19 protein-coding genes are annotated in these 17,771 nt (G+C 62.1%); 12 read left to right on the forward strand and 7 right to left on the reverse strand.

Features of this window, described 5'->3' with window-relative positions:
* The 4 genes from AC5DC2_RS06325 to AC5DC2_RS06340 all read left to right on the forward strand — a co-directional run.
* On the forward strand, positions 1–785 hold a 785-nt coding region (locus tag AC5DC2_RS06325; protein WP_491697896.1), incomplete at its 5' end, for a phosphoserine transaminase.
* Positions 786–869: 84 nt separating this feature from the next.
* Positions 870–2,465, forward strand: a complete 1,596-nt coding sequence (serA, locus tag AC5DC2_RS06330; RefSeq protein WP_024710095.1) for a phosphoglycerate dehydrogenase — start codon at positions 870–872, stop codon at positions 2,463–2,465.
* Between the two features lie 177 nt (positions 2,466–2,642).
* Complete coding sequence (locus AC5DC2_RS06335) at positions 2,643–3,341, forward strand: EAL domain-containing protein (RefSeq protein WP_491697897.1); 699 nt, start codon at positions 2,643–2,645, stop codon at positions 3,339–3,341.
* A gap of 47 nt (positions 3,342–3,388) precedes the next feature.
* A complete protein-coding gene (locus AC5DC2_RS06340) occupies positions 3,389–3,664 on the forward strand; it encodes a hypothetical protein (protein ID WP_491697898.1) in 276 nt (91 codons plus the stop codon).
* A gap of 67 nt (positions 3,665–3,731) precedes the next feature.
* Here AC5DC2_RS06340 and AC5DC2_RS06345 read toward each other — a convergent pair whose 3' ends face one another.
* A complete protein-coding gene (locus tag AC5DC2_RS06345; protein ID WP_491697899.1) occupies positions 3,732–3,989 on the reverse strand; it encodes a YjhX family toxin in 258 nt (85 codons plus the stop codon).
* Positions 3,990–4,296: 307 nt separating this feature from the next.
* On the opposite strand from AC5DC2_RS06345, the gene gatB reads away from it, so the two are divergent.
* The 6 genes from gatB (at position 4,297) to AC5DC2_RS06375 (ending at position 9,219) form a co-directional block, all read left to right on the forward strand.
* Complete coding sequence (gene gatB / locus AC5DC2_RS06350) at positions 4,297–5,802, forward strand: Asp-tRNA(Asn)/Glu-tRNA(Gln) amidotransferase subunit GatB (RefSeq protein WP_491697907.1); 1,506 nt, start codon at positions 4,297–4,299, stop codon at positions 5,800–5,802.
* Between the two features lie 4 nt (positions 5,803–5,806).
* Positions 5,807–6,310 (forward strand): GNAT family N-acetyltransferase, encoded by a 504-nt coding sequence (locus AC5DC2_RS06355; RefSeq protein ID WP_491697900.1) that lies wholly within the window; start codon positions 5,807–5,809, stop codon positions 6,308–6,310.
* A 13-nt stretch (positions 6,311–6,323) separates the two neighbouring features.
* Positions 6,324–6,779 (forward strand): GNAT family N-acetyltransferase, encoded by a 456-nt coding sequence (locus AC5DC2_RS06360; RefSeq protein WP_491697908.1) that lies wholly within the window; start codon positions 6,324–6,326, stop codon positions 6,777–6,779.
* Positions 6,780–6,873: 94 nt separating this feature from the next.
* Positions 6,874–7,272, forward strand: coding sequence for an NADH:ubiquinone oxidoreductase subunit NDUFA12 (locus tag AC5DC2_RS06365; RefSeq protein ID WP_491697901.1), 399 nt, complete (start codon positions 6,874–6,876; stop codon positions 7,270–7,272).
* Positions 7,273–7,365: 93 nt separating this feature from the next.
* Positions 7,366–7,776 carry a DUF2155 domain-containing protein gene (locus AC5DC2_RS06370; protein ID WP_491697902.1) on the forward strand — a complete coding sequence of 137 codons (411 nt, stop codon included), beginning with the start codon at positions 7,366–7,368 and terminating at the stop codon, positions 7,774–7,776.
* Positions 7,777–7,803: 27 nt separating this feature from the next.
* Positions 7,804–9,219, forward strand: coding sequence for a pectinesterase family protein (locus AC5DC2_RS06375; RefSeq protein ID WP_491697903.1), 1,416 nt, complete (start codon positions 7,804–7,806; stop codon positions 9,217–9,219).
* 7 nt (positions 9,220–9,226) lie between these two features.
* Here AC5DC2_RS06375 and aat read toward each other — a convergent pair whose 3' ends face one another.
* The 5 genes from aat to AC5DC2_RS06400 form a co-directional block, all read right to left on the reverse strand.
* Positions 9,227–9,844 (reverse strand): leucyl/phenylalanyl-tRNA--protein transferase, encoded by a 618-nt coding sequence (gene aat / locus AC5DC2_RS06380; protein ID WP_024710105.1) that lies wholly within the window; start codon positions 9,842–9,844, stop codon positions 9,227–9,229.
* 112 nt (positions 9,845–9,956) lie between these two features.
* A complete protein-coding gene (gene accC, locus AC5DC2_RS06385; protein WP_024710106.1) occupies positions 9,957–11,306 on the reverse strand; it encodes an acetyl-CoA carboxylase biotin carboxylase subunit in 1,350 nt (449 codons plus the stop codon).
* Between the two features lie 13 nt (positions 11,307–11,319).
* Entirely contained in the window at positions 11,320–11,799 is a 480-nt protein-coding gene (gene accB / locus AC5DC2_RS06390) for an acetyl-CoA carboxylase biotin carboxyl carrier protein (RefSeq protein ID WP_024710107.1), read from the reverse strand.
* Between the two features lie 22 nt (positions 11,800–11,821).
* Positions 11,822–12,259, reverse strand: a complete 438-nt coding sequence (gene aroQ, locus AC5DC2_RS06395; RefSeq protein WP_024710108.1) for a type II 3-dehydroquinate dehydratase — start codon at positions 12,257–12,259, stop codon at positions 11,822–11,824.
* 107 nt (positions 12,260–12,366) lie between these two features.
* Complete coding sequence (locus AC5DC2_RS06400; protein ID WP_491697904.1) at positions 12,367–13,170, reverse strand: DsbA family protein; 804 nt, start codon at positions 13,168–13,170, stop codon at positions 12,367–12,369.
* A gap of 207 nt (positions 13,171–13,377) precedes the next feature.
* Between AC5DC2_RS06400 and AC5DC2_RS06405 the strand changes: the two genes are divergently transcribed.
* Together AC5DC2_RS06405 and AC5DC2_RS06410 are read left to right on the forward strand one after the other, a co-directional pair.
* Positions 13,378–14,538: a pyridoxal phosphate-dependent aminotransferase gene (locus tag AC5DC2_RS06405; protein WP_491697905.1), complete on the forward strand. Its 1,161-nt coding sequence runs from the start codon at positions 13,378–13,380 to the stop codon at positions 14,536–14,538.
* A gap of 14 nt (positions 14,539–14,552) precedes the next feature.
* On the forward strand, positions 14,553–14,972 hold the full coding sequence (locus tag AC5DC2_RS06410; protein WP_024710111.1) for a GFA family protein: 420 nt from the start codon (positions 14,553–14,555) through the stop codon (positions 14,970–14,972).
* Positions 14,973–15,574: 602 nt separating this feature from the next.
* Here the strand turns inward: AC5DC2_RS06410 and AC5DC2_RS06415 are convergent.
* Positions 15,575–17,771 (reverse strand): Rne/Rng family ribonuclease (locus AC5DC2_RS06415; RefSeq protein ID WP_491697906.1); only part of this gene is annotated, 2,197 nt, incomplete at its 5' end.

The following is a 17,771-nucleotide window of genomic DNA, read 5'->3' on the forward strand; positions in this document are numbered from 1 at the left end:
CCGACCTTTCCACTGTCAATTTCGACAATGACGTGGTCTTCACCTGGAACGGCACAACCTCCGGCGTGCGCGTGCCCAATGCCGATTTCATTCCGGCGGACCGCAAGGGCCTGACCATTTGCGACGCCACCTCGGCGGTGTTCGCGCAGAAGGTCGACTTCAACAAGCTCGACGTCGTCACCTTCTCCTGGCAGAAGGTTCTGGGCGGCGAGGGCGGTCACGGCATCCTCATCCTCTCGCCGCGCGCTGTTGAGCGTCTGGAAAACTACACGCCCGCCTGGCCGCTGCCGAAGATCTTCCGCATGACCAAGGGCGGCAAGCTGATCGAAGGCATCTTCGTCGGCGAAACGATCAACACGCCCTCCATGCTCTGCGTCGAGGATTATCTCGATGCGCTGAAATGGGCGAAGACAGTCGGCGGTCTGGACGGGCTGGTTGCCCGCGCCGATGCCAATGCCAAGGTGATCTTCGATTTCGTCGAGAAGAACGACTGGATCGAGAACCTGGCCGAAGACCCGGCGACCCGTTCCAATACGTCGGTCTGCCTGAAGATCGTCGATCCCGACATCGTCAAGCTGGACGATGCGGCGCAGGCCGCCTTTGCCAAGGCGATCGTCTCCGCGCTCGACAAGGAAGGCGTTGCCTACGATATCGGCGCCTATCGCGATGCGCCGTCCGGTCTTCGCATCTGGGCCGGCTCCACGGTGGAAACAGCCGATATGAAAGCCCTGATGGGCTGGCTCGACTGGGCCTTCCAGGCTGAAAAAGCAAAGCTCGCGGCTTAGGCGAGGCGAGAGCTCGCGCCGCCTCCGGTGGGAGGCGCGGGCCAGTCATTCCCGAAAATCGATCTTTTTTGAAGGAGGCCTATCATGGCACCTCGCGTACTCGTATCCGACGCCCTGTCGGAAGCCGCCGTCCAGATCTTCAAGGACCGCGGCATTGATGTCGATTTCCAGCCGAAGCTCGGCAAGGACAAGGAAAAACTGCTCGAGATCATCGGCCAGTATGATGGTCTCGCCATCCGCTCGGCCACCAAGGCGACCGAGAAGCTGATCGAGGCCGCGACCAACCTCAAGGTCATCGGCCGCGCCGGCATCGGCGTCGACAATGTCGATATCCCGGCCGCCTCGCGCCGCGGCATCATCGTCATGAACACGCCGTTCGGCAATTCGATCACGACCGCCGAACATGCCATCTCGCTGATGCTGGCCGTTGCCCGCCAGATCCCTGCCGCCGACACCTCCACACAGGCTGGCAAGTGGGAAAAGTCGAAATTCATGGGCGTCGAGATCACCGGCAAGACGCTCGGCGTCATCGGCGCCGGCAATATCGGCTCGATCGTCTGCGACCGCGCCATCGGGCTGAAGATGAATGTGATCGCCTATGACCCCTTCCTGTCGCAGGAAAAGGCCGAGAAGATGGGCGTCACCAAGGTCGATCTCGACGAGCTTCTGGCCAAGGCCGACTTCATCACGCTGCATGTGCCGATGACGGACAAGACGCGCGGCATTCTCAATGCCGAGGCGCTGGCGAAGACCAAGAAGGGCGTCCGCATCATCAACTGCGCCCGCGGCGGTCTCGTCGATGAGGCAGCGCTTGCCGAAGCCATCAAGTCCGGCCATGTCGCCGGCGCCGGCTTCGACGTGTTCGAAACCGAGCCTGCAACGGAAAGCCCGCTCTTCGGCCTGGAAAACGTCGTCTGCACGCCGCATCTCGGCGCCTCGACCACGGAAGCCCAGGAAAATGTCGCGCTGCAGGTTGCCGACCAGATGTCGGATTACCTTCTGAAGGGCGCCGTCACTAACGCCATCAACATGCCGTCGATCTCGGCCGACGAGGCGCCCCGCCTGAAGCCGGTGATCAAGCTCGCCGAAGTGCTCGGCGAATTTGCCGGCCAGGTGACGGAAAACCCGATCAAGGAAGTCGAGGTTCTCTACGACGGCAATTTCGCGCAGATGAACACCACGGCGCTGACGAGCGCGCTGCTCGCCGGCCTGCTGCGCCCGCTGGTGGCCGACGTCAACATGGTGTCCGCGCCGATCATGCTGAAGGACAAGGGCATCATCCTGCAGGAGACCCGTCGCGACAAGTCGGGCGTCTATGACGGCTATATCAAGCTGACGATCACGACGGAAAAGCAGACCCGCTCGGTCGCCGGCACGGTGTTCTCCGATGGCAAGCCGCGCTTCATCCAGATCAAGGGCATCAACATGGATGCCGATGTCGGCCGTCACATGGTTTACATCTCCAACACCGACGTGCCCGGCATGATCGGCTTCATGGGGACCACGCTTGGGCAGGCCGGCGTCAACATCGCCAATTTCCAGCTCGGCCGCGACAACCAGGGCGGCGATGCGATCGCGCTTCTCTATGTCGACGAGCAGCCGACGCCGGAAGTGCTCGACAGGCTGCTCGGCCATGAAGCCATCAAGCAGGCAAAGCCGCTGGAATTCTCCGTCGAATAAGGCTTTTTTGACAGAAAAATGCAGGAAGCCCGGTTGTCCGAAACAGGCAACCGGGCTTTTCTTGTTGTCAGGATGCATTAGGTAACCTTTAGCGCATCGTTTAAGACGAGAGTTTTTTCAATGTCCGGATCATGTATCGGATGCCTGAACGCCGAGACCTTGCCGTTTGATTTTTCGATGGCCTTTCAGCCGATCGTCGATCTCAGGGACGGCTCTGTTTTCGCTTTCGAGGCGCTGGCGCGCGGAACGAAGGGCGAAGGCGCGGGAACGCTGTTCGCGCAGCTGAGCGATGACAATCTCTATGCCTTCGACCAGCAATGCCGGGTGAAGGCGATCGAGCTTTCGGCGCATCTCGGCCTGATGGAAACCGGGGCGAAGCTTTCGATCAATTTCATGCCGCGGGCGATCTACGAGCCGCGCGCCTGCATCCAGCTGACGCTTGCCACCGGCAAGCGATGCGGGGTTTCCAGCGACCGGCTGATCTTCGAATTCACCGAGTCGGAGGTCGCCGACACCGACAAGCTCAACGCGATCGTGACGCTCTACCGGGCGCTCGGCTTTCAGACGGCGGTGGATGATTTCGGCGCCGGTCATTCCGGTCTGTCGCTCCTGGCCAACATGCCGCCCGATATCCTGAAGCTGGATATGGAACTGGTGCGCGGCATCGACAAAAGCGCCGCGCGCGGCATCATGGTCAAGCATCTTGTCGCCATGGCGCGGGACATGGGGATCGATCTCGTCTGCGAAGGCGTCGAGACCGCCGGTGAGCTTGCCATGCTGCGGGAACTGGGCGTGGAGCTGGCGCAGGGCTATTTTCTCTGCCGCCCCGCCTTCGAGCATCTGCCGCAGGCCGGCGAGGTGAGATGGCGGCCCTGAGTCCGTTTGGCGGGCATGACCGGGCAAGAAACAGGAGGAGAATTCTCATGAGCAGCAACCAACTGGCAGCCCTTGACGCGGCGCTCGAAAGCCTCGCCGAGGCGGGCTTCGTCGTCGGTCCTGAATGGGAGGCGGTGCACGAAATCTGCCAGGCGCATGAGGGCGAGATGCCCTATGACGCGGCGCATGCGCTCTGCCACCGGATCGAAGGCGATACGTGGAACGCCGGCTACTGGTATCGCCGCGCGAAAAAGCCGGTTCAAAGCGGCGGTTTCGCGGAGGAATATGCCGGACTGAAAGCGGAGATCGCGGCCCTGCGGTAGACGCGTCGGGCGAAAACGCGGCCGCGAGTGTTCGGGAGAGGCGCGCGACCTCTCCCGTTTTCCACTGCTACGTGTTGTCGGGTTGGCTTCTGACCAGCCGCAAACCGCGTTCGGTGATCTGGTACGGCCTGCCGCCTTTCGAGCGGATGGCGCGTTTGGCCTTCAGCTTGCGAAACAGAGTGATGTTGAGGCCGGGATAGAGCCAGCCGTCGCGGGTGAAGCAGTCGACCTTCTCGATCTTTCGGGTTTCGGTGCGTGTCAGTTCGATCCTGCCGCCCTGTGCGAGCAGGTGCAGGATGCGCTGTTCATTGCGCGAGATGTCCATTGTCGTCAAATCCGGGTTGGCGCCGGGAAGGCGCACAAAAACATGTTCCTGCTGACGCGTTCGTCGGCGGGGCTCATGGTTTCCGGCCGCTGCGCGCATCTTGCTTCAGCAAAGCAAGGCGGGCAGGGCCCTTACCGGGATTCCGATCGGTTTGACATCCAAACTCCAGGTTGACGCGAAGGAAATACGCCCGCAGGCGCGCAAGGTCAAGGTTTTTGGCGTGCGGCGTCGCACCCTATCGCTTGCGTCTTGCCCCCATTTGCTCTACCTCACGAACAAGTTTCCGCAGATGAACGATGAGCTGACCATGACCATTGTCGATACCCGCACGCCCGATCCCAAACGCCTGATCCCCGGCGCCACCGGCGACTGGGAAGTCATCATCGGTCTCGAGGTGCATGCGCAGGTCACGAGCAATGCGAAGCTGTTCTCCGGCTCCTCCACCACCTTCGGCAAGGCGCCCAACGCCAACGTCTCGCTGGTGGATGCGGCCATGCCCGGCATGCTGCCCGTCATCAACGAGGAATGCGTGAAGCAGGCCGTGCGCACCGGCCTTGGCCTCAAGGCCAAAATCAACAAGCGCTCGATCTTCGACCGCAAGAACTATTTCTATCCCGACCTGCCGCAGGGCTACCAGATCTCCCAGTACAAGGACCCGATCGTCGGCGAAGGTACGATCACCATCTCGCTCGGACCGGACAGAGAGGGCAATTTCGAGGATATCGAGATCGGCATCGAGCGGCTGCATCTGGAGCAGGATGCCGGCAAGCTGATGCATGACCAGCATCCCTCGTTTTCCTTCGTCGACCTCAACCGTTCGGGCGTGGCGCTGATGGAGATCGTCTCCAAGCCGGATATGCGTTCCGCCGACGAGGCCAAGGCCTATGTCACAAAGCTTCGCACCATCGTACGCTATCTCGGCACCTGCGACGGCAATATGGATGAGGGGTCGCTCCGCGCCGATGTGAATGTCTCCGTGCGCAAGCCGGGCGGTGAGTTTGGCACGCGCTGCGAGATCAAAAACGTCAACTCGATCCGCTTTGTGGGCATGGCGATCGAAAGCGAGGCCCGCCGCCAGATCGACATACTGGAAGAGGGCGGCGTGATCGACCAGGAGACCCGCCTGTTCGATCCGGTCAAGGGTGAAACCCGCTCGATGCGCTCCAAGGAAGACGCGCATGACTACCGCTATTTCCCCGACCCGGACCTGCTGCCGCTCGAATTCGACGATGCCTTCATCGAAGAGCTGGCGAAGGACCTGCCGGAACTGCCGGATGACAAGAAGGCGCGGTTTGTGGGCGATCTCGGCCTTTCCGTCTATGACGCCTCGGTGCTGGTCTCCGACAAGGCGGTGTCCGACTATTACGAAGGTATGATTGCACAGGGCACCCCTGCAAAGGCGGCTGCTAATTGGCTCATCAATGAGTATTTCGGCCGCCTGCATTCAGCAGGTTTGACCATCGAAACGGGGCCTGTTTCCGCAGAGGCGAACTCGGCAATTGTTTCGATGACTCTCGATAATACGATCTCGAGCAAGATTGCCAAAGACGTTATCCAGATCGTCTGGAACGAGGGCGGCGACCCGAAAAAGATCGTCGAAGAGCGCGGGATGAAGCAGGTGACCGATACCGGCGCGATCGAAAAGATCGTTGACGAGATCATCGCCGCCAATCCGGAACAGGCCGCAAAGGTCAAGGACAAGCCCTCGCTTGCCGGCTGGTTCGTCGGCCAGGTGATGAAGGCTTCTCAGGGCAAGGCCAATCCGCAGGCGGTGCAGGCGCTGGTCAAGGAAAAGCTGGGCGTTGCGGAGTAAACCCTTGTTCTTCGTCCGCACGGCCATGGAGACGGATATTCCGGCCGTCTGCGCGCTGCTCTCCGAGACCTGGCACGCGACCTATGACGAGATTCTCGGACCCGAGAAGGTCGAGACGATCATCAACAACTGGCTTTCGCACGAGGCCGTGCTGAGGCGGCTGCGCCGGCCTCACGGCGAGTTCCTGGTGGCCGACAGCGGCACGATGATCGGCGGCATGGCCTTTGCGGCGCCCGACAAGGATAACGCCGAGATCGTCAATCTCAGCCAGCTCTATGTGCTTCCGGGCTGCCAGCGCCAGGGCATTGGCGAGCAGCTGTTTGCCGAGATCGAAACCTGCTTTCCCAACGCGAAGCGACTGGCTCTGGAAGTCGTGCCGCAAAATGCGCCGGCCATCCGGTTCTACGAGGCCCATGGCCTGCGGGAAGTCGGTCGGCATGATGAATGCGGCGCGCCCGGCTCCGGCATTCCGGCCATTCGCATGGAAAAGGACCTGCCCGGTGTCTGACATCGAAGGTCTGATGATCCGCGCGGCGCGGCGTGACGATCTTGAGGCGCTGATCGCAATCTTTGCCGCCGACGACCTTGGCGGCCACGGCGATACCACCGATCCTGAAGCCTATGGCGATTATCGCGCCGCCTTCGATGCGATCGCCGCCTCGGCCAATGATACGCTCTATGTGGCGGAGCTTGACGGCATGGTCGTCGGCACGTTCCAGACCTCCTATACCCGGACGTTGACCGGTCGCGGCGGAGCGGTGCTGACGATCGAGGCGGTTCAGACCCATCCCGATTGGCGTAGCCGCGGCATCGGGGCGAAGATGATCGCGGCGGCGATCGAAAAGGCGAGGGCGGAGGACTGCCGGCTGGTGCAACTGATGTCGAACCGGAGCCGAGCAGACGCCCATCGCTTCTACGAGCGGCTTGGTTTCACGCCGTCCCATCGCGGCTTCAAAATGAAGCTGAAAGGTCTTTGAGGCGGCCTCCCGCTCTGGACAAGCGCGCCATGACGCGCCATACACGGGTTTAGGAAATCGGCCGCCTTCGCGGTTCAGGACGTAAGGAAAGAGAATGGCAAGCTTTCTGGCGAAGATGTTTACCTGGTGGAACGGCTCGACCATCGGCACGGATCTTTTTACGCGCCGCTTCGGCAAGAAGGTCGGTGAGGATCAGTTCGGGAACGTCTATTACGAAGGCGGCATGTCGACCTACGGCCTGAAGCGTCGCTGGGTGATCTACAACGGTTATGCCGATGCTTCCACCATTCCGCCCGGCTGGCACGGCTGGATGCATCATCGCACCGATACGCCGCCGACCAAGGCCGCCTACACGGCGCGCGAATGGGAAAAGCCGCACAACCCGAACCAGACGGGCACCGCGCTTGCCTATCGCCCCAAGGGCTCGCTCGCCGTCCAGGGCGAACGCAACAAGGTCACGGGCGATTACGACGCCTGGACGCCGGGCGCGTAAGTTTTTTGCCGCAATCTGACGGTAGGCTGGCGAAATGCCGGTTCGAATGAAGCGCGGCATCTGTCGCGCTTTTTCAATATCAAGGGATGTTCCATGGAGTTCCGCGTGCTGCGCCGTCTTCTCACCGTTTCCTTCGGCCTCGCCGCCGCGGGCCTTGTCACAGGTCCCGCCCTTGCGGCGCGGGTGGAAAACCCGGTTGCCGTGCTCGGCGGCATCGACAAGATCACCGGGCGCACCTACACATTCGATGCCTATGTCGGCGAAACCGTCCAGTTCGGTCGCCTGCAGGTGACGCCGCGCGTCTGCTATTCGCGCGACGAAACGGAGGAACAGCAGGTCGATGCTTTCGTCCAGGTTGACAAGGTGTCGCTGCAGAACGAGGTCTCCCGCATCTTCTCCGGCTGGATGTTTGCCGATTCGCCGGCGCTCAATGCCGTGGAAGACCCGATCTATGACGTCTGGCTGACCGATTGCGTCGGCGAGGCGAGCATTCCCGCCCCCTGATCTCCCCAGCATTCGCGAAGGCCCGAAATGTCCGATGCGCGTCCCCAACTGAACGCAGCCGAGGCCGAGAGCTTCCGCTATCTCGAGGCCCTTAAATATACCGGGCGCGCCGGGGCCGAAGCCATCGACCCGTGGGACCCGAAGGCCGACGGCTTCATGTGCGGCGATGCCAAGGTGCGGGCGGACTACACCGTCGCGACGGCGGGCGGCGATTTCGCTTCCGTGCAAATGGCCGTCAGCCAGGCCGTGCGCGATGCCGGCGCGGGCAAGACGGGCGATCGCATCTACATCGCCATCCACCCCGGCGTTTATGACGAGACGGTCATCGTGCCGCGTCTCATCGTCGGTGATCGGACCGTAGCGATCACGCTGTTTGGTACGGGCAACGCGCCGCAAGAGACGGTGATCCGCGCCAATATCGATCAGGGCATGAGCGGGGCTGATTTTCTGGCGACCTTCGGGGACGCGGTTGATGGCTACGCGCCGGAAATTGCCGAAATCTACCGTGCCAACGCCGCGCTCGAGCGTCTGTCCACCGAAAACGCCTGCGTGCTCAGGGTCGAGAATGACGGATTTCAGGCAAAGAACCTGAGCGTCAAAAACACCTATAATTGCGACAGGGCCGACAGAAATTCCAAATGCGAGGACGTCAAGGGCGGGCCGAAGAATGCGGCTGGCCAGTTCGCCAAAGGCTGGCACCAGGCCGTGGCGACGCTGGTCCACAATGCCGACCGCGTCCATTTCGACCATGTGCGTTTTTCAAGCTTCCAGGACACGCTCTACTTCAAGGGCCGCGTGCCGGGCATGACGGTGCGCTCCTACTATTCCAACTGCGATGTCGAGGGCGATATCGACTTTATCTTCGGCCGCGCGACCGCCTATTTCGATCGTTGCGAAATCCGTTCGCTCGGCAGCCGCGTCGACCATGCCTATGTGGTCGCCCCCTCGACCAACATGCACACGCGCTACGGCATCGTCTTCAACGAATGCGACTTTACCCATGACGGCAGCGAGGCCGCGCTTGCCGGCACATTCTCGCTTGGCCGGCAGTGGTTCCAGACGGTCAGGGCATCGCCCTACGGAATTCCGAATGTCAAGGGCTACCGCACGCGACTTGCCGAGACCTCCGAATTCGATCATCCGCCGGAAGGCACGATTTCACTTGATGTGCTGGAGGCCGTCGGCAAATGCGTGATCCTCAACTCGCGCATCGGCGCGCACATCAATCCGCAGGCCCCATGGGATGACTGGAGCGGCGGCAGGCGCAATGCGGATGGCGAGTTCGTGCCCGGCGAATGGAACACGCGCTACAGGCCCGTGCAGTATAGCTCGGACGATTTCTTCCGCTATCTCGGAGACTGGCTGAAGGGCGAGGGGCTCGTCTTCCACAAGCCCGATCCGGCCGAACCCTGGCTCGCAGAGTTCAACAACCGGCAGGCATAGGCATCGTTCACGGAAACGGCTGATCGGGCCAGACGAGCGCCGCATTCAGCAGCGTCATGTATTCTTCCTTCGGGATATCGATCGCGCCCATCGTCTTCAGATGGTCGGTGGTGAACTGCGTGTCGAGCAGCAGGAAGTTGTTGGCGCGCAGGCGTTCCACCAGATGCACGAGGCAGATCTTGGAGGCGTTCGGGCGGCGAGAGAACATGCTTTCGCCGAAGAAGGCCGCCTTCAGCGAGACGCCGTAAAGCCCGCCGACAAGCGCGCCGTCCTGCCAGGCCTCGACCGAATGGGCGCGGCCCATGGCATGCAGCGACTTGTAGAGCGTGCGGATCTCGTGGTTGATCCAGGTCTGCGGCCGGTCGGGCGCCGGCGCCGCGCAGGCGGCGATCACGCCATCGAAATCATGGTTGAAGCGGATTTCGTAAGGGGACCTGCGCATGAACTTGCGCAGGCTGTGGGAGACGTGAAGCTTGTCGAGCGGAATAATGCCGCGAATTTCCGGTTCGACCCAGAAAAGCTCGGTGTCATCGGCCGATTCGGACATGGGAAAGAGGCCGATGCTGTAGGCATTCAAAAGCAGCTCCGGCGTAATCCTGCTGCTCTTTCCGGCGTTCTTTTCCATGGCCTCTCAGCTGCTCAGAGCGCGTTTCGATCCGCCCGAAGCGGTTCGAAACGCGCATTATCCAATCGTTTGGTCGCCTGATCCCGTCGATCCGCGCTTTGCTCCGGTGGGATTAGGCGTCAGCCTTGTCTTCCAGATAATGTTCCAGCCAGTGAATATCATAGTCGCCATTGGCGATGTCCTGATTGGCGATCAGATCCTGAAAAAGCGGCAGCGTCGTGTCAATCCCGTCAACGACGAACTCGTCCAGCGCGCGCTTGAGCCGCATCATGCATTCCACGCGCGTGCGGCCGTGGACGATGAGCTTGCCGATCAGGCTGTCGTAATAGGGCGGAATCTTGTAACCCTGATAGACGCCGGAATCGATGCGTACGCCAAGACCGCCCGGGGCGTGAAAATGGGTGATCGTGCCGGGCGACGGGCGGAAGGTCCTGGCGTTTTCGGCATTGATGCGGCATTCGATCGCGTGGCCGGAGAAGGTGACATCCTTCTGGCTGACCGAGAGCCCGGCGCCGGCGGCAACACGGATCTGTTCATGCACCAGGTCGATGCCGGTAATGGCTTCGGTAATCGGGTGCTCCACCTGAAGCCGGGTGTTCATTTCAATGAAATAGAACGCGCCGTTCTCATAGAGGAACTCGATCGTGCCGGCGCCGCGATATTTCATCTTGCGCATCGCATCGGCGCAGATCTCGCCGATCTGCATGCGCTGCTCGACATTGAGCGCCGGCGAGTTGGCTTCTTCCCAGACCTTCTGGTGGCGGCGCTGCAGCGAGCAGTCACGCTCGCCAAGGTGAATGGCGTCGCCTTCGCCATCGCCGAAGACCTGCACCTCGATATGACGCGGTTTGTCGAGATATTTCTCCATATAGACGGAGTCATTGCCGAAGGCCGCTGCCGCCTCGCCGCGGGCCGTGCTCCAGGCCTCCAGCAGATCATCGCGGGTGCGGGCAAGCTTCATGCCGCGTCCGCCGCCGCCGGCCGTTGCCTTGATCAGCACCGGATAACCGATCTCGTCGGCGGTCCTGATGGCGTCCTCTTCCGTGTCGACCGAACCGCCGGAACCGGGGACGACCGGGATGCCAAGATTTTCGGCGGTCGTCTTGGCGGTGATCTTGTCGCCCATCATGCGGATATGTTCGCTGGTGGGGCCGATGAAGGTGATGCCGTGGGCTTCCAGGATCTCGGCGAACTTGGCGTTTTCGGAGAGGAAGCCGTAACCGGGATGCACGGCGTCGGCGCCGGTGATCTCACAGGCGGCAACGATCTGGTGGATGTTGAGGTAGCTCTCGCGCGAAGACGGCGGGCCGATGCACACGCTCTCGTCGGCAAGGCGCACATGCATCGCGTTCGCGTCGGCCGTGGAGTGAACGGCGACGGTGGCGATGCCGAGCTCCTTGCAGGCGCGCTGGACGCGGAGCGCGATTTCGCCGCGATTGGCGATGAGGATTTTGGAAAACATTCTCTCTGACCCGTTATTCGATCACGACAAGCGGTTCGTCGAACTCAACCGGCTGGGCGTCGTCGACGAGAATCTGGGTGACCTTGCCGCTCTTGGGCGCAGGGATCTGGTTCATCGTCTTCATCGCCTCGATGATGAGCAGGGTCTGGCCTTCCTTGACGTTCGCGCCAACCTCGATGAAGGGACGGGCGCCGGGGGCGGGAGCAAGGTAGACGGTGCCGACCATGGGCGCCTTGATGGCCTGGTCGAGATTGCTCGCGGCGGGCGCTGCCGGCGCTTCGGCCGCTGCCGGCTGGGGAGCTGCTGCTGCCGGCGCTGCCGCCGGAGCCGGCGCATAGGCCATGGCCTGTTGCGGCGCGACGGTTATTTCACGGGCGACGCGAATGTGAAGGCCGTCCTGCTCGACCTCGATTTCGGTGAGGTCGGTGTCTTTGAGGATAACGGCGAGTTCGCGCACCAGCTTCGCGTCGACTGCCTTCTTCTGATCTGCCATGGGTGGTGTTCCTTTTTTCTTTTTATTCCGAGAGCGTCTTCAGCGCACGAAGCGCAAGCAGGTAACTGTCCTGGCCGAAGCCGCAGATTACCCCCTTCGCCGCTGCCGATGTCATGGTCTTGTGGCGAAAGGGCTCACGGGCATGAATGTTGGAAATGTGAAGCTCCACGACAGGCACGCTGATGGCCCGTATGGCGTCGTGAAGCGCAATGGATGTGTGCCCGTAGGCACCCGGATTGATGGCGACACCGGCCGCTTTTTCGCTGGCTTCGTGAAGCCAGTCGACAAGAACGCCTTCATGATTGCTCTGGCGGCAGTCGGCCTGAAAGCCGAGCGCTTCAGCCTCTCGGCGACAGGCCTCCTCAATGGCTTCCAGGGTCAACGCGCCGTAGATGCCCGGCTCGCGCTTGCCCAGAAGATTGAGGTTGGGTCCGTTCAGAACAAAGATTACGCGTGTCATCCGTCAATTCCAGTTTCGCCTTCACCTATAGACGTTCAGGTCATTCAGGAAAAGCCCAAAGACCGGACGACGAAACGCCTTGGTTAAGCTTCGCACGGGCGAGAAGCTCAAGAGCAGGTTCCCTGTCCGCAGTCGCGGATGTTGTCGATCACCTGCTGGATGCGATCCGCGCCGATGGCGCCGTGCAGCATCGTGTCGCCGACGATATAGGCAGGCGTTCCGGTAACGCCGACGGCGCTTGCCAGCGCAAAGTGCTCCTGAAGGGCGGCCTCGGGCGGGAACTCCGCCATCGCCGCGTCGATCTGGTCGCTGGTCACGCCGAAGGCCGAGGCGACGGCGCGGGCGCTTTCATCGGTGGCGCGGTTGCCCGCTTCCATCAGGGCGCGATGGAAATCCGGATATTTCTCCGGCGCAACCTTGAAGAAAGCATAGGAGACGCGCTGCGCGGCCTGCGATTCCGGCCCCAGAACCGGAATCTCCTTCAGGATGAAACGCACATCGTCATTATCGGCGATGATCTCGTCCATGTCGGCAAGGGCGCGACGGCAATAGCCGCAATTGTAGTCGAAGAACTCGACGACGGTGATGGCGCCGTCGGGATTGCCGAGCACCGCATCGAATTCAGGCTGGAAAATCCTGTCCTGGTTTTCCGCAATCGCGGCCTGCGCGGCCTGCTGCTGTTCCTCGGCCTGCTTGCGCTGCAGGGCGGCCTGAACGTCAAGCAGCACTTCCGGATTGGCCACCAGATAGTCATGCACCCGCGTGCCGAAATCGCCGGTTGCGGGCGCTGCAACCTGCTCCCGCGGCTGCGGGGAAGCAAAACCGTAGATCGCGGCGGTTGTTGCAGCCGCAGACGCAACGGCGGTTGCGACGACCGCGACGACGGCGAGCCTCAGTCCCTTTGATGACATGATTTCCCCTTCCTGCATGACAAGATAATCTCAGCTAGGAACCAATTGTGCGCAAAAGGCGGCGATGTCCATAGCAAAGGCCGGAAATCCGGCGGGCAGTCCTCAAAATCCCGCTTTTTTGATCGGAAGGATTGCAGCGCGCCGAGGAATGGTCCAAGCCCGGTAAAACTGCCTGCCAAACGGGCCTGATGACAAGGAAGAAGCAGAATGCCGTCGAAACGCAGCGAAATCGATTCATTTCTGGCCATGGACGTTCTGGCGGAGGCGAACCGCCGCAGGAAGGCCGGACGTCCGGTGCTCTCGCTCGCCGTCGGCCAGCCTTCCCATCCCGCCCCCGACCGCGCGCTTGAGGCGGCGCGTGCCGCCCTCGACCACGGCCGTCTGGGCTATACCGATGCTTTCGGCCTTCAAAGCCTGCGCGAGGCGATCGCGCGCGATTACCGGGTCCGCATGGGCGTCGATGTCGATCCCGCGCGCATCGCGGTGACGACCGGTTCGTCGGCGGGTTTTAATCTCGCCTTTCTGGCGCTGTTTGATGCCGGCGATGCCGTCGCGATCGCGCGGCCCGGCTATCCCGCCTATCGCAACATTCTGAAGGCGCTGGACCTCAAGGTTGTCGAGGTGGAGGCGAATGAGCGGCACGCATTCACGCTGACGCCCGAGGCGCTGGAGGAGGCGGAGCGCATTGAGGGCGTCGCCATCAAGGGCGTGCTTCTGGCAAGCCCGGCAAACCCGACGGGCACCGTCACCGGCCGGGCGGCGCTGAAGCGCCTTGCCGACTGGTGCGAAGCGCGCGGCACGGCCTTCATCTCCGACGAGATCTATCACGGACTGGTGTTTTCCGGAGCGGAGGCCACGGCGCTGTCCTTCACCGACGCGGCGGTGGTGATCAATTCGTTTTCAAAATATTATTGCATGACCGGCTGGCGCGTCGGCTGGATGGTGTTGCCGGAGAAGCTTGTCCGCGTGTTCGAGCAACTGGCGCAGAACATCTATATCAGCGCGCCCGAGCTCTCGCAGATCGCAGCCGAAGCCGCCCTCGATGCCCGCCCTCAGCTCGACGGCTATCGCGCAATCTACCGCGCCAACCGTGATTTCCTGATCAGGGCGCTGCCGGAGATCGGCCTGCCGGTGGTCTCGCCCATGGACGGCGCTTTCTATGCCTATGTCGATGTCAGTGGTTATTCCAATGACAGCGTGGCATTCTCGCGCAAGATGCTGGCCGAAATCGACGTCGCGGCAACGCCCGGGGCGGATTTCGATCCGCTGACCGGCGATCGCTATCTGAGGCTTTCCTATGCGGGAACCGAGGCCGAGATCCGTCAGGCGGTGGAGCGCATGGGCAACTGGTTGCCGCAGAAGGGTTGAAGAGCGGGGGAGGGATGACGATGCTGACGGGAGGCTGCCTGTGCGGCAAGGCGCGTTATCGCGTGGCCGATGCTTTCGCCTATGCCGCGTTTTGCCACTGCAAGGACTGCCAGAAATCGACAGGGTCTGCCTTCAAGCCCTTCGCCGGGATTGAGACAGACAAGTTCGAGCTCGCCTGCGAACCCGCAGAGCTGCTTCTATACGGCGATGCCATCAATCATGATGCGCGTTGCGCCGCCTGCGGCGCGCTGCTCTATTCGCGGGTGCGTGACGGCGCCTATGTCCATGTGGCGATGGGAACGCTCGAGACGGCGCCGACCATTCGCCCGGGCGAGCACATCTTCGTGCGTTCGAAGGCGCCCTGGCACCGGATCGCGGACGATCTTCCGCAATATGCAGGTCATGTCGCCGACGGTCCGCCGCTCAACCGCTGAAACAGCCTGAATGCAAAAACGCCGGCGTCAGACTACCGACAAAGCCTGTTGCGGAAGTAAAGCGCCTGCTCCCGTTCTCGGTCACCCCGGCCTTGAGCCACTCCTGTCCGGTTTAGCCATCAGTCGGGTTTTCTTTTCGGTTTCTATCCCTCCACCTGCGTCATGCTCGGGCTTCACCCGAGCATCCAGGCGCTTCAATTCATTGAATTCAGGATAGTTTGTGCAGCTGTTCGTCGTGCGGCCTGGATCCTCGGGTCAAGCCCGAGGATGACCCGGTACGGGTAGGGAGGGGCTTGTTCAACCGACGCCTCGGTGAGAAAAGCGGTGTCCTGAAATCCGGGTAAGATACAATATTCAGCGATTTCAACGCTTTTCAACGGTCTCGTGATTTTAGACCGGACACCAGTGGCCTTGAGCCGGGGGGGGCAGCGCGACAAAAACACATTTTCAACAATGCCTTGACCGCGATAGTCCTCGCTATTCGGCCCTCGGTGCCGGCTCAAGGCCGGCATGACGGACGAGGGTAAGCCAACCTTTGTCAACACACTGACGCCGCCGTTCTGCGAAAACGGCGGCGCTTCAGTCTCTGCGGAGCTTCAGGCTCAGAAGAACCCGCGACGCTGCCACCAGCCGCGCTTCGGCTTGGCGGGCTCGTCGTCATTTTCCGCACCGTTGGAGGTCACGACCGGTTCCGAAGAGGCGATATTGGCGCCGCGATTGGCGCGCTTGGTTTCCGCCTTTTCATCATCGACAGGCGTCTCCGTCGCTTCCGGCTCGCCTTCCGCGTCGGCTGTTGAGGCGTCCTCGGCCGAAGGCTGCTCTTCCTTCGCCGCGGGTGCTTCGTCCGTCTCCGGCTTAGCCTCGGCGGCTTCGGCGAGCGTTTCCTCGGCGACGGCCTCGGTCTTCTCGGCCTTCGGCTTGCGGCGGCGGCGCGGCTTGCGGCCTTCGATCTCGGCCATCGCCTCGTCTTCCGTGGTCTCGCTCGGTTGCTCGACGCTGGTCTCGGCTGCTTCCTCGGCCGGCTCTTCCGTCACGGTTTCGCCTGCCGCGTTCTCGGCTGCTTCCGCCGCGCGCTCCTGCGGGGCCTCAGCCGCGTCAGCCGCTCCGGTCTCCATCGGTTGTTTCTCGGCGACGGTCTCGGAGGCGTTATCCTCGTCCTTCGCTTCGTCCGTATCGCCGGAGGTTTCCTGCTGCGCATCGTCTTCGCTGCGGTTGCGGCGACCGCCGCGCTTGCCGCGACGGCGCTTGCGGCGCGGCTTGTCGTCGTCATCGCCGCTGTTCGAGGCGTCCTGGGCGTTGTCGTCGGCCGATCCGCTGTCGTCATCGTCCTGCGACTGGTCGCTCTCGGCGCTGCTGCCGTTCTGCTGGCCGCCATTCCGGCCGCCGCGACGACGACGGCGCTTGCGGCGCGAGCGGCCGCCCTCGTCGTCGCCATTGCTGTCGCTGGCATTGTCGCCATTGGCATTGCCGTTCGCCGGCGCGTTGTCGGTTTCATCCGCGTCGTCGGCATCCGGTATTTCGGCGACGTCTTCTTCCGGCTCGTCGATGAAGTTGAACAGCGCTTCGATCTTCACCGGATTTTCGACCGGATCGCGGCGATCGATCTCGAAATGGCTGTTCTCGAGATCGCCATCGGCCTCGACGATGATCTCGACGCCGAAGCGGTTCTCGTAATCGACAATCGTGTTGCGCTTCTGGTTGAGCAGATAGGGCGCGATCTCCGGCGTCGTGCGCACGGTGATGTTATGCGTGGTGTTCTTCAGCAGGTATTCCTCGACGCCGCGCAGCACGTGGAGCGCAACGGAGGACTGCGAGAGCACATGGCCGGTGCCGCCGCAATGGCTGCAGACCTGGGTGGTCGATTCCAGAACGGATGCGCGGATGCGCTGGCGCGACATCTCCAGCAGGCCGAAATGCGAGATCCGGCCGACCTGAATGCGGGCGCGGTCGTTCTTCAGACATTCCTTGAGCTTCTTTTCGACAGCGCGGTTGTTGCGCTTCTCCTCCATGTCGATGAAGTCGATGACGACGAGGCCGGCAAGGTCGCGCAGCCTCAACTGACGCGCCACTTCCTCCGCCGCCTCCAGATTGGTCTGGAGCGCGGTGTCCTCGATCGAGTGCTCGCGCGTCGACCGGCCGGAGTTGACGTCGATGGCGACCAGCGCTTCGGTCTGGTTGATGATCAGGTAGCCGCCCGATTTCAGCGTCACCTGCGGCTGCAGCATGCGGTCAAGCTGCGCCTCGATGCCGGAGCGCGAATAGATCGGGTGAATGTCGCGATACCGCTGAACCACCTTGGCGTGGCTCGGCATCAGCATCTTCATGAAGTCCTTTGCCTCGCGGTACCCCTCGTCGCCGGAGACGATGACCTCGCTGATGTCCTTGTTGTAAAGGTCTCGGATGGAGCGCTTGATCAGGCTGCCTTCCTCGTAGACCAGGCAGGGCGCCGTCGATGTCAGCGTCTTGGAGCGGACATTTTCCCAAAGCCGCATCAGATATTCGAAGTCGCGCTTGACCTCGGCCTTGGTGCGGTTGGCGCCGGCGGTGCGCAGGATCACGCCCATGCCCTGCGGCACTTCCAGACCCTTGGCGACTTCCTTGAGCCGCTTGCGGTCGGCCGGATTGGTGATCTTGCGGGAAATGCCGCCGCCGCGCGCGGTGTTCGGCATCAGCACCGAATAGCGGCCGGCGAGCGACAGATAGGTGGTCAGCGCCGCGCCCTTGTTGCCGCGTTCTTCCTTGGCCACCTGCACCAGCAGGATCTGGCGGCGCTTGATGACTTCCTGGATGCGATACTGC

The sequence above is a fragment of the Martelella sp. genome (assembly GCF_984369615.1).

Coding starts and splice junctions, on each gene's coding strand:
- serA (WP_024710095.1), top strand. CDS start 870: ATGGCACCTCGCGTACTCGTATCCGACGCCCTGTCGGAAGCCGCCGTC.
- AC5DC2_RS06335 (WP_491697897.1), top strand. CDS start 2,643: ATGGCCTTTCAGCCGATCGTCGATCTCAGGGACGGCTCTGTTTTCGCT.
- AC5DC2_RS06340 (WP_491697898.1), top strand. CDS start 3,389: ATGAGCAGCAACCAACTGGCAGCCCTTGACGCGGCGCTCGAAAGCCTC.
- AC5DC2_RS06345 (WP_491697899.1), bottom strand. CDS start 3,989: ATGGACATCTCGCGCAATGAACAGCGCATCCTGCACCTGCTCGCACAG.
- gatB (WP_491697907.1), top strand. CDS start 4,297: ATGACCATTGTCGATACCCGCACGCCCGATCCCAAACGCCTGATCCCC.
- AC5DC2_RS06360 (WP_491697908.1), top strand. CDS start 6,324: ATGATCCGCGCGGCGCGGCGTGACGATCTTGAGGCGCTGATCGCAATC.
- AC5DC2_RS06365 (WP_491697901.1), top strand. CDS start 6,874: ATGGCAAGCTTTCTGGCGAAGATGTTTACCTGGTGGAACGGCTCGACC.
- AC5DC2_RS06370 (WP_491697902.1), top strand. CDS start 7,366: ATGGAGTTCCGCGTGCTGCGCCGTCTTCTCACCGTTTCCTTCGGCCTC.
- AC5DC2_RS06375 (WP_491697903.1), top strand. CDS start 7,804: ATGTCCGATGCGCGTCCCCAACTGAACGCAGCCGAGGCCGAGAGCTTC.
- aat (WP_024710105.1), bottom strand. CDS start 9,844: ATGGAAAAGAACGCCGGAAAGAGCAGCAGGATTACGCCGGAGCTGCTT.
- accC (WP_024710106.1), bottom strand. CDS start 11,306: ATGTTTTCCAAAATCCTCATCGCCAATCGCGGCGAAATCGCGCTCCGC.
- accB (WP_024710107.1), bottom strand. CDS start 11,799: ATGGCAGATCAGAAGAAGGCAGTCGACGCGAAGCTGGTGCGCGAACTC.
- aroQ (WP_024710108.1), bottom strand. CDS start 12,259: ATGACACGCGTAATCTTTGTTCTGAACGGACCCAACCTCAATCTTCTG.
- AC5DC2_RS06400 (WP_491697904.1), bottom strand. CDS start 13,170: ATGTCATCAAAGGGACTGAGGCTCGCCGTCGTCGCGGTCGTCGCAACC.
- AC5DC2_RS06405 (WP_491697905.1), top strand. CDS start 13,378: ATGCCGTCGAAACGCAGCGAAATCGATTCATTTCTGGCCATGGACGTT.
- AC5DC2_RS06410 (WP_024710111.1), top strand. CDS start 14,553: ATGACGATGCTGACGGGAGGCTGCCTGTGCGGCAAGGCGCGTTATCGC.